This is a genomic window from Pseudoduganella sp. GW821-FHT05F09 (assembly GCF_059419605.1).
In genome coordinates this window covers 785,271-795,635 of the sequence record NZ_JBWKSD010000003.1, presented here as the reverse complement: position 1 = coordinate 795,635, position 10,365 = coordinate 785,271, and the positions used below count along the sequence as shown (strand labels likewise).

The window sequence follows — 10,365 nt, the reverse complement described above, 5'->3', positions numbered from 1 at the left end:
GAATATCGTGTCGATTTCTTGTTCATGGCTCCATTCTCTCAAAGATTGGAGCCTCCCAGATTTCCGGGCCGGTTCAGACTATCGGACCAGTTGCATTTGTTCTTGGGACTGCACGCCCGAAAAGCAAACCCGCTGACTACTTAGCGACAAGCATAGAGTAGCGTTGATCCACTCGGGTTACACAGCGGTTACATGAAATTAAAGCAGTGTCGAAAACAAAAAAAGGGTTACATGCCGAAGCCTGTAACCCTTTGATCTTTTTACTACTTTCTGGTGCCGCTGGCCGGAATCGAACTGGCGACCTTCGCATTACGAATGCGCTGCTCTACCAACTGAGCTACAGCGGCGAAACTGTACCTTTTAGCTGTAGCGGTGCGTAAGCAGCTACAGCAAGGAGGCTCGCATTCTAACAATAAACTGTAGGAACGCGCTAGTGCTTTTTAAGCACATTGTCAAAATATCATTCAGCGTGGTAGCCGGTCACCACCGCCACCTCTTCGCGCGAGCCCAGGAACACCGGCACGCGCTGGTGCAGCTTGTGCGGCTGGATGTCCATGATGCGCTGCTTGCCGTCGGTGGCCGCGCCGCCGGCCTGCTCCACGATGAAGGCCATCGGGTTCGCTTCATACATCAGGCGCAGCTTGCCGGGCATGGAGGTGTCGCGGGTGTCGGCCGGGTACATGAACACGCCGCCGCGGTTCAGGATGCGGTGCACGTCCGCCACCATGGAGGCGATCCAGCGCATATTGAAGTTCTTGCCGCGCGGGCCGGTGTCGCCGGCCAGCAGTTCGTTCACGTAGCGCGTGACCGGCGCGTGCCAGTGGCGCGCGTTGGACATGTTGATGGCGAATTCCTTGGTCGCGGCCGGGATCTGCATGCCGCGCTGGGTCAGCACCCAGGAGCCCATCTCGCGGTCCAGCGTGAAGCAGTTCACGCCGTGGCCGGTGGTCAGCACCAGCTGGGTTTGCGGGCCGTACACCGCGTAGCCCGCCGCCACCTGCTGCGCGCCCGGCTGCAGGAAGTCCTGCTCGGACGGCGTGACCATGCCGTCCGGCGCTTTCAGCACGGAGAAGATGGTGCCGATGGAGACGTTCACGTCGATGTTGGAGGAGCCGTCCAGCGGGTCGAACACCAGCAGGTATTCGCCCATCGGGTAGCGGTTGGGAATCGGGTGGATGGTTTCCATTTCTTCCGACGCCATGGCCGCCAGGTGGCCGCCCCATTCGTTCGCTTCCAGCAGGATTTCGTTCGAGATGACGTCCAGCTTCTTCTGCACTTCGCCCTGCACGTTCTCGGTCTCGAGCGCGCCCAGCACGTCGCCCAGCGCGCCCTTGCCTACGCTGTGCGAAATGGTTTTGCAGGAGCGCGCCACCACTTCGATCAGCAGGCGCAGTTCGGCCGGGATGGTGTTGTGGAGGCGCTGTTCTTCGACCAGGTACTGGGTCAGGCTGATGCGTTTCATTGTTTTCCTTTGGTTTTACAGATATTGAATTAGTTGGCCAGGGCTTTGCTGACGACTTCCATCACGTCGTTCGACAGCGGCGCGGCGCGCGCCACGCGCTCCAGCGCGGCGCGCATCTGATCCTGCAGCGCGGGCGCGTAGCGGCGCCAGCGGTCCATGCTGCGCGCCAGGCGCGCCGCCACCTGCGGGTTCAGCGCGTCCAGCGCGATCACGTGCTCGGCCCAGAATTCGTAGGCGCTGCCGTCGGCCGCATGGAACTGCGAGGGGTTGGCGTTGCAGAAGCTGAACAGCAGGCTGCGCGCGCGGTTCGGGTTCTTCAGGGTGAAGGCCGGGTGCTGCATCAGCTTGCGCACGGCCGCCACGTTGGTGTTGGGCGCGGCGCCCTGCATGGCGAACCACTTGTCCACCACCAGCGCTTCGCCGGCGAAGTCGTCGTAGAAGCTTTGCAGGGACGCGCGCACGTCTTCGCCGCTGTGTATCAGCGCGGACAGCGCGGCGGCGCGGTCGGTCATATTGGTGGCCTGCTCGAACTGGCGCTGCGCCAGCTTCAGCTCCGCGCTGCCCGGGTCGATCAGCAGGTAGGCCAGCGCCAGGTTTTTCAAGCCGCGCTTGCCGGCCGACTGGGCGTCCGGGCTGTAGGGGCCGGGGGTCTGGTTGGCCTGGTATTGCGCCAGCAGCTCGGGCGCGAGCTCGCGCGCGATGGTGCGGCGCATGAACTGGCGCGCGGCGTGGATGGCGTGCGGGTCCACCACTTCCATCTGCTCGGCGATGATGGTTTCGGACGGCAGCACCAGCGCCAGCTCGCGGAAGGCCGCGTCCAGCGTTTCGTCCACCAGCACGGCGCGCTGCGCGGCGATGAAGGTGTCGTCCAGCGTCAGCGTGGCGCCTTGCACGACGGCGGCGGTGAGCTTGAGCAGGCGGGCCATGGCCAGGCGCTGGCCGGCTTCCCAGCGGTTCACTGCGTCGCTGTCGTAGCGGAACAGGTGCAGCAGCTCGGCGTCGGTGTACGGGTATTCCAGCACTACCGGCGCGGAGAAGTCGCGCAGGATGGACGGCACCGGCTGCTCGCGCACGCCGGTGAAGCGGAAGGTCTGTTCGGCTTCCTTCAGCTCCAGCACGGCCGTCGTTCCGCCCTCCTTGGCGCCCACCATTTCGCCGTCCAGCGCCAGCGCCATGTCATTGCCGTCCGCGCCCAGCAGGCCCACGGCCACGGGAATGTGGAAGGGCAGCTTGCCGGTCTGGCCGGGCGTGTCCGGGCAGCGCTGGCTCAGCGTGATGTCGTAGGTCTGCGCGGCGGCGTCGTAGCGCGTGCTGGCGGTCACGACGGGGGTGCCGGCCTGGCTGTACCAGCGCTCGAACTGGGCCAGGTCACGGCCGTTGGCGTCGGCCATGGCGGCGCGGAAGTCGTCGCACTGCACGGCCTGCTCGTCATGGCGCTGGAAGTACAGGTCCATGCCCTTGCGGAAGCCTTCGCGGCCCAGCAGGGTCTGGTACATGCGCACCACTTCGGCGCCTTTTTCGTACACGGTGACGGTGTAGAAGTTGTTGATTTCGACGAAGGAGTCGGGCCGCACCGGGTGCGCCATCGGGCCGGCGTCCTCGGGGAACTGGGCCTGGCGCAGGGTGCGCACCTGGTCGATGCGGGTGACGGCGCGGCCGCTGGCCGTGCCTATCATGTCGGCGGAAAACTCCTGGTCGCGGAACACGGTCAGGCCTTCCTTGAGCGACAGCTGGAACCAGTCGCGGCAGGTCACGCGGTTGCCGGTCCAGTTGTGGAAGTACTCGTGGCCCACCACCGCTTCAATGCCGGCGTAGTCGATGTCGGTCGCCACGCGCGGGTTGGCCAGCACGAACTTGGTGTTGAAGATGTTCAGGCCCTTGTTCTCCATGGCGCCCATGTTGAAGTCGCCCACGGCGACGATCATGAAGCGGTCCAGGTCCAGCTCCAGGCCGAAGCGCTCCTCGTCCCAGCGGATGGAGTTTTTCAGCGACTGCATGGCGTAGTCGGTCTTGTCCAGGTTGCCCTCTTCCACCCACACCTGCAGCAGCACTTCGCGGCCGGACTTGAGCGTGTAGGTCTCCTCCTGGCACACCAGGCGCGCGGCCACCAGCGCGAACAGGTAGGACGGCTTCTTGAACGGGTCTTCCCACTTGGCGTAGTGGCGGCCGCCGTCCAGGTCGCCCTGCTCCAGCAGGTTGCCGTTCGACAGCAGCACCGGATAGCGCTGCTTGTCGGCGCGCAGCATGACGGTGTACTTGGCCATCACGTCCGGGCGGTCCGGGAAGTAGGTGATGCGGCGGAAGCCTTCGGCCTCGCACTGGGTGTAGAAGCTGCCGTTGGAGACATACAGGCCGGACAGCGTGGTGTTCAGCTCGGGCGCGCACAGGGTCTCGATTTCCAGCGTCACCTCGGCGGGGGCTTTCGGGATGGTCAGCGTATGGCTGTCCAGCCGGTACTGGCCCGGCTGCAGGGTCTTGCCGTTCATGCGCAGCGCCACCAGCTCGATCTCCTCGCCATGCAGCACAAGGTCCTTGCTCTTGCTGGCCGGGTTGCGGCTCAGCGTAACCCGGTTGGCCACGATGGTGCGGGCCGGGTCCAGGTCGAAGCCCAGTTCCACCGTGTGGACCAGGTAGCTGGGAGGGGTGTAGTCTTTACGGAAGATCGTCTGTGGGCTGTCAGTGCGCATGGGGTATTCGATCGGGACCTAGGGAAAGAGCTATTCTACCAACACCGGCCACGGGAGAGCGCGGCCGCGTAACATTCTGTAATAGTTAAGCGCAACTTTCGCTGCCGCCGTACACTGTATCAAGCCACAACTGTTTTGTTATTATTGCAGGAGAGCAATATCATGAAATCACTAGCCATTCTGGTGGCCGCGGCCAGTTTGCTGCTGAGCGGTTGCGCCACCACCATCCGTAGCGACGTCACCACCTTCCAGGCCTGGCCCGCCAGCCTGCCGGAAAAATCCTATGTCTTCGACCAGCCGCGCAGCGCGGACGACACGCTGGAACTGCGCACCTACCAGGCCATGGTGGGCCAGGAGCTGGCCAAGCTGGGCTTCACCCCTGCCGCCGACGGCAACAGCGCCAAGCTGAAAGTGGGCGTCTTCGTCAGCACCATAGACCGCCCGGTGCGCGTGCTGGAAGCGTATGACCCGTTCTGGACCGGCCCCTACCTCACCAGCAGCTACTACTACGGCCGCGGCTTCTACCGCCCGTACTATTCGCGCTGGGGCGGCTACAGCCCGTTCTACGACCCCTTCTTCTACGGCCCGAGCACGCTGCGCGAAACCATACGCCACAGCTACGAGCGCCAGCTGCGCGTGGCCATCAACAGCACCTCCGGCCAGAAGCTGTATGACGTGACGGTGCAGAACACCAGCCGCAAGCAGTCCACGCCGCAAATCATGCCGGCGCTGGTGCAAAGCGCCTTCACCGGCTTCCCGGCGCAAAACGGCCAGGTGCGGCAAGTGGAGCTGGAACTGAAGTAAAAAGCATTTGTATCAGGCAGCTACAATTCTCTGCACGCTGCCGCAGGACACCTTGTTAGAATAAAGACAGCATGCGCGACGGCAACCCCGCTCGCGCATCTTTTTATTCAAAACTACAACAGGTGAACGATGAAGACCAAACTGGCGCTCGCGCTTGCGCTCTGCTTTGCGCAGACCCTCCCTTCCACTGCAGCGGAAACGGCCAAGCCGGCCAAGGCCGCGCCAGCCATCGACCTCAAGCCCTACGCCCTGAACTACAAGAAGTTCGTGCTGCAGAACGGCCTCACCTTGATCGTGCATGAAGACCACAACGTGCCCGTGGTGGCCGTCAACATGTGGTACCACGTGGGTTCGCGCAACGAGAAGCGCGGCAAGACCGGCTTTGCCCACCTGTTCGAGCACTTCTTCTTCAACGGCTCCGAAAACTACCCGCACGGCTTCCGCGAGGCGATGGACGACCTGGGCGCCAGCAACCGCAACGGCACCACCAACACCGACCGCACCAACTTCTTCGAGGACGTGCCGGTGTCCGCGCTGGAGCGCACGCTGTACCTGGAGGCGGACCGCATGGGCTTCCTGGCCAACTACATTTCCAAGGAAATGCTGGAGCGCGAGCGCGGCGTGGTGCAGAACGAAAAGCGCCAGGGCGAGAACCAGCCCTACGGCCGCGTGCGCGTTGAGCAGCCGGCCAAGATGTACCCCTATTCCCACCCGTATTCCTGGACCACCATCGGCAGCATGGACGACCTGAACGCCGCCTCGCTGGACGACATCAAGGAATGGTACAAGACCTACTACGGCCCGAACAACGCCGTCATCTCGCTGGCCGGCGACATCACGCCCGAGCGCGCGCTGGAGCTGGTGAAGAAGTACTTCGACGGCATCGCGCCCGGCCCGGCGCTGCCGCGCACCGAGACCTGGATCCCCGCGCTGGACCGCAACATCCGCGACGAGATGGAAGACCAGGTGCCGCAAGTGCGCATCTACCGCGCCTGGCACGCGCCGGCCTGGAAAGACCCGCAGCAGCAGCACCTGGACCTGCTGGCCGACGTGCTGGCCAGCGGCAAGAGCTCGCGCCTGGTCAAGCGCCTGGTGTACGACAAGGGCACGGCCACCGGCGTGAGCGCCTTCGCGCGCGGCGGCGAGATCGCCGGCACCTTCCAGATCGTGGCCACGCTCAAGCCGGGCGCCGACCAGGCCGAAGTGGAACGCGACATCGACGCGGCGGTGAAAGAGCTGCTTGAAAAAGGCCCGACCGCCGAAGAACTGGCGCGCGTGCGCACCATCAAGCTGGCCTCCCTGTCGCGCGAGATGGAGCGCATCGGCAGCCGCGCCAACCAGCTGGCCGAGAACCAGACCTACGGCGGCACGCCGGACGCCCACATGGCCCAGCTGGACGTGATGACCAAGGCCACCCCGGCCGAAATCAAGGCCACCGCCAACCAGTGGCTGCGCGCCAACCACTACACCATGACGGTCAAGCCTTTCGGCAAGCTGGCCGCCGCCAAGTCCACGCTGAACCGCAAGCTGCTGCCCGCGCTGGGCGAGGCGCCGGACGTGAAATTCCCCGCCATCGAACGCACCACGCTGTCCAACGGCGTGAACGTGATGCTGCTGGAACGCCACTCCGCGCCCATCGTCAGCGTGGCGCTGGCCATCGACGCCGGCGCCGCCTCGGACAGCAAAGACAAAGCCGGCCTGGCCTCGCTCACCATGGAGCTGCTGGACAAGGGCACGGCCAAGCACAACACCTTCCAGCTGTCGGAAGCGCTGGACTCGCTGGGCAGCCGCCTGCGCAGCAGCACCACGCAGGACCAGTCCATCACCCGCCTGCAAGCGACCACCGCCAACCTGGCGCCGTCGCTGCAGCTGATGGCCGAAACCGCGCTCACGCCGACCTTCCCGGCCGACCAGTTCACGCTGGCCAAGGAGCGCCGCGTGCAGGAAATCGCGCAGGAAAAAGCCGAGCCTTCGGCGTTGGTGCAGCGCGTGATGCCGGTGGTGCTGTACGGCGCGGACAGCGCCTACGGCCGCCCGCAGAGCGGCTACGAGCAGACCGTGGCCGCCATCACCCGCGAAGACGTGGTGAAGTGGCACGCCAACTGGTTCAAGCCGGGCAGCGCCACCATCGTCGTCGCAGGCGACACCACGCTGGCGCAGCTCAAGCCCATGCTGGAAGCCTCGTTCGGCAAATGGAAGGCGGGCAAGGCCCCGGCCAAGCCGCTGGTCACCGCGCCGGTCACGCAAGGCAAGCGCATCTTCCTGATCGACAAGCCGGACGCGCCGCAGTCGACCATCATGGCGGCCCATATCTCGCAGACGCAGGGCCAGCCGGAAGACCTGGCGCTGGAGCCGGTGATGACCAACTTCGGCGGCATGGCCACCGCGCGCCTGAACCGCAACCTGCGCCTGGACAAGCACTGGAGCTACGGCACCAGCAGCCAGATCGCGGCCACGCGCGGCCAGCGTCCCTTCTTCGTGGTGGCGCCGGTGCAGACCGACAAGACCAAGGAGTCGATGCAGGAGATCGCCAAGGAGATCAAGGACATCGCCGGCGCGCGGCCGATCACGGGGGAGGAATACACCAGCATCATGCGCACGGTGACGTCGCGCCTGAGCGGGCGTTTTGAAACCATCCAGGCGCTGGAAAGCGCGGGCCTGACCACCTTGAACCTGGGCCTGCCGGACGACCACTGGAGCAGCTACGCCGCCCGCACCCGCGCGCTCAGCGAACAGCAGTTGGCCAATGCAGCGGCCAAGTTCATCAAGCCGGACGAAGTGGTGTGGATAGTGATTGGCGACCTGCGCAAGATCGAAGCAGGCGTGCGCTCGCTCAATTGGGGCGAGGTCAGCGTGCTCAACGCCGACGGCGTGCCGGCGGCAAAATAAGCTGCCTAGGGCGGGTTAGGCCGCAGGCCTTAACCCGCCAGGCTCAGCTGAAGTAAGCCTCGGAAGCGAAGGTAATCGCCACCACCAGCAGCACCGCGCTCACCAGCACGGCGAGCAGGCGCCCGAATTTTGGGTTGCCGTCGTCGTCGCTGGCGTGGTCTTCTGGATTCATATCGTTCATGGCAGCAAAATGGAGGAGCCCGTCGTCTTGCGCGACTCCAGGTCGATGTGGGCCTGTCCCACGTCCGCCAGATTATAGCGCTGCATCACCGGCACCTTCACCGCGCCGCTGCTGACCACGCCGAACAGCGACTTGGCCATCGCCTCCAGGTCCTCGCGCTTGGCCGCGTAGGACATCAGCGTGGGCCGCGTCACGAACAGCGAGCCGCGCGACTGCAGCTCGCTCAGGCTGAACGGCGGCACCGGGCCGGACGCGTTGCCGAAGCTGACCATGGTGCCCAGCGGCGCCAGGCAGTCGAGCGATCCATAGAAGGTATCCTTGCCGATCGAATCGTAGACCACCGACACGCCCTGCCCGCCGGTAATCTCGCGCACCCGCTCGGTGAAGTTTTCCTTGTTGTAGTTGATTACGTGCGCCGCGCCATTCTCCAAGGCCAGCGCCGCCTTCTCGTCCGAACCCACGGTGCCGATCAGATTCACGCCCAGCACCTTGGCCCACTGGCACGCGATCAGGCCCACGCCGCCGGCCGCCGCGTGGAACAGCACGGTGTCGCCCGCCTTCAGGGCCACGGTGCGGTGCAGCAGGTACTGCACCGTCAGCCCTTGCAGCATCATGGCCGCGCCGGTTTCAAAGTCGATCTTGTCGGGCAGCACTAGCAACTGGGCCGACGGCATATTGCGCACCTGCGCGTAGGCCCCATTGGGCCTGCCGGCATAGGCCACGCGGTCGCCCACTTTCACCTCCGTCACGCCCTCGCCCACCGCCTCCACCACGCCCGCGCCTTCCATGCCCAGGCCGGCCGGCAGCGGCTGCGGATACAGGCCGGTGCGGAAATACACATCGATAAAATTGACGCCGATGGCCTCGTGCCGCACGGTCGCCTCGCCGGGAGCGGGCGCGCCCACCTCCACGTCCACATACTCCATCACTTCCGGCCCGCCAGTGCGGGTCATGCGTATCGCTTTGCTCATGCCGGCTCCTTACTGTTGTGTCAGTTGCAGTTGGGACAGTACCAGGTGCGCCGTCGACAAATTGGTGGCGCAAGCCACATTGTGCACGTCGCAGGCGCGGACCAGCGCATTGATGTCCGGTTCGTGCGGCTGCGGGGTCATTGGGTCGCGCAGGAAGATCACCGCGTCGATGCCGCCCTCCACCAGCATGGAGCCGATCTGCAGGTCGCCGCCGAAGGGGCCGGAGTGCTTGCGGTCCACCGCCAGCCCCAGCTCGTTGGCCAGGCGGCCGCCGGTGGTGCCGGTCGCCGTCAGCGTGCAGGTCTGCAGGAAGCCGAGGTATTCGGCGGCCAGCTTAATCATGTCGTCTTTTTTCTTGTCGTGCGCGATCAGGGCAATGCGGGGCTTCATAAGGGCATCCATCGTTGGGTTGGAGGGCAATTTCGAGGCTACTTCTTCGACAGCAAATATATGCCGGCCAGCACCAGCGCGGTGCCGCCCAGCTGCCAGTCGGTGACCGGCTCGCCCAGTATCAGCGCGCCGAGGAACAGGGTGGAAACCGGGCCTATCATGCCGGCCTGCGAGGCCGTGCCCGCACCGATGCGCTGCACCGCGATCATGGTCATGAACACCGGCAGCACGGTGCAGAAAATGCCGTTGGCCAGCGACAGCCAGTACACCGGCATGGGCTGGATCAGCAGCGCGGCCGGGCGCAGGATGAAGAACTGGGCGATGCAGGCCACGCTGGACACGCACATGGCGTAGGCCACCAGGCGCAGCGAGCCCAGGCGCTTGACCATCTCGCCGGAGAACAGCAGGTAGAGCGCATAGGAGCTAGCCGAGCCCAGCACCAGCAGCGAGCCCAGGCCGATGTCCGGCCCGCCGCCCTTCAGGTCGTGCAGGAACACCAGCACGATGCCGGCATAGGACAAGGCCAGCGCCAGCCACTGCTTGCGGCTGATGTGCTGCTTGAGGAACAGGGTGGAAATAATCAGCACGAAGGTCGGCGTGAGGAACAGGATCAGGCGCTCCAGGCCCACCGAGATGTACTGCAGGCCGAGGAAGTCGAGGAAGCTGGACAGGTAGTAGCCGATCAGCCCCAGGCCGACCAGGCGCCAGCGGTCCGCCGGGCTCAGCGGCGCTTCGGTGCGCATCTTCCACAGCGCCACGGCGGCGAACACCGGCAGCGAGAAGATCATGCGGAAGGCGATCAGGGTGACGGCGTCGATATGGTAGCGGTAGAGCAGCTTGGCCACCACGGCCTTGGTGGAAAACAGCACCGCGCCGCCTACGGCAATGGCGAGTCCGCCAAGGTACTGCGGACGGGAGAGCTGCGAGGTGAGCGGTGATGCAGGCAAATTTGTCATCCGTGGATTGTAAGGCCAAACAAAC

General features: G+C 64.9%; 8 protein-coding genes and 1 tRNA gene. 2 read left to right on the top strand and 7 right to left on the bottom strand.

Annotation, left to right across the window (positions count from 1 at the left end):
* Positions 1–271: 271 nt before the first annotated feature.
* The 3 genes from AC07S4_RS13470 to pepN form a co-directional block, all read right to left on the bottom strand.
* A tRNA-Thr gene (locus tag AC07S4_RS13470) sits at positions 272–347 on the bottom strand.
* 113 nt (positions 348–460) lie between these two features.
* Entirely contained in the window at positions 461–1,462 is a 1,002-nt protein-coding gene (locus tag AC07S4_RS13465; protein ID WP_494987127.1) for a class 1 fructose-bisphosphatase, read from the bottom strand.
* Positions 1,463–1,491: 29 nt separating this feature from the next.
* Entirely contained in the window at positions 1,492–4,149 is a 2,658-nt protein-coding gene (gene pepN / locus AC07S4_RS13460; RefSeq protein WP_494987126.1) for an aminopeptidase N, read from the bottom strand.
* A 162-nt stretch (positions 4,150–4,311) separates the two neighbouring features.
* Between pepN and AC07S4_RS13455 the strand changes: the two genes are divergently transcribed.
* Positions 4,312–4,953, top strand: a complete 642-nt coding sequence (locus AC07S4_RS13455; RefSeq protein ID WP_494987125.1) for a DUF4136 domain-containing protein — start codon at positions 4,312–4,314, stop codon at positions 4,951–4,953.
* Between the two features lie 129 nt (positions 4,954–5,082).
* A complete protein-coding gene (locus AC07S4_RS13450; protein WP_494987124.1) occupies positions 5,083–7,842 on the top strand; it encodes a M16 family metallopeptidase in 2,760 nt (919 codons plus the stop codon).
* 43 nt (positions 7,843–7,885) lie between these two features.
* Here AC07S4_RS13450 and AC07S4_RS13445 read toward each other — a convergent pair whose 3' ends face one another.
* From AC07S4_RS13445 to AC07S4_RS13430, 4 genes are read right to left on the bottom strand one after another with little or no spacing between them, the layout of a single operon-like run.
* Entirely contained in the window at positions 7,886–8,014 is a 129-nt protein-coding gene (locus AC07S4_RS13445) for a hypothetical protein (protein WP_494987123.1), read from the bottom strand.
* 5 nt (positions 8,015–8,019) lie between these two features.
* Entirely contained in the window at positions 8,020–8,994 is a 975-nt protein-coding gene (locus AC07S4_RS13440; RefSeq protein ID WP_494987122.1) for a quinone oxidoreductase family protein, read from the bottom strand.
* 9 nt (positions 8,995–9,003) lie between these two features.
* Positions 9,004–9,384, bottom strand: coding sequence for a methylglyoxal synthase (locus AC07S4_RS13435; protein ID WP_161074082.1), 381 nt, complete (start codon positions 9,382–9,384; stop codon positions 9,004–9,006).
* A 38-nt stretch (positions 9,385–9,422) separates the two neighbouring features.
* Positions 9,423–10,340 carry a DMT family transporter gene (locus AC07S4_RS13430; protein WP_494987121.1) on the bottom strand — a complete coding sequence of 306 codons (918 nt, stop codon included), beginning with the start codon at positions 10,338–10,340 and terminating at the stop codon, positions 9,423–9,425.
* Positions 10,341–10,365: the final 25 nt, after the last annotated feature.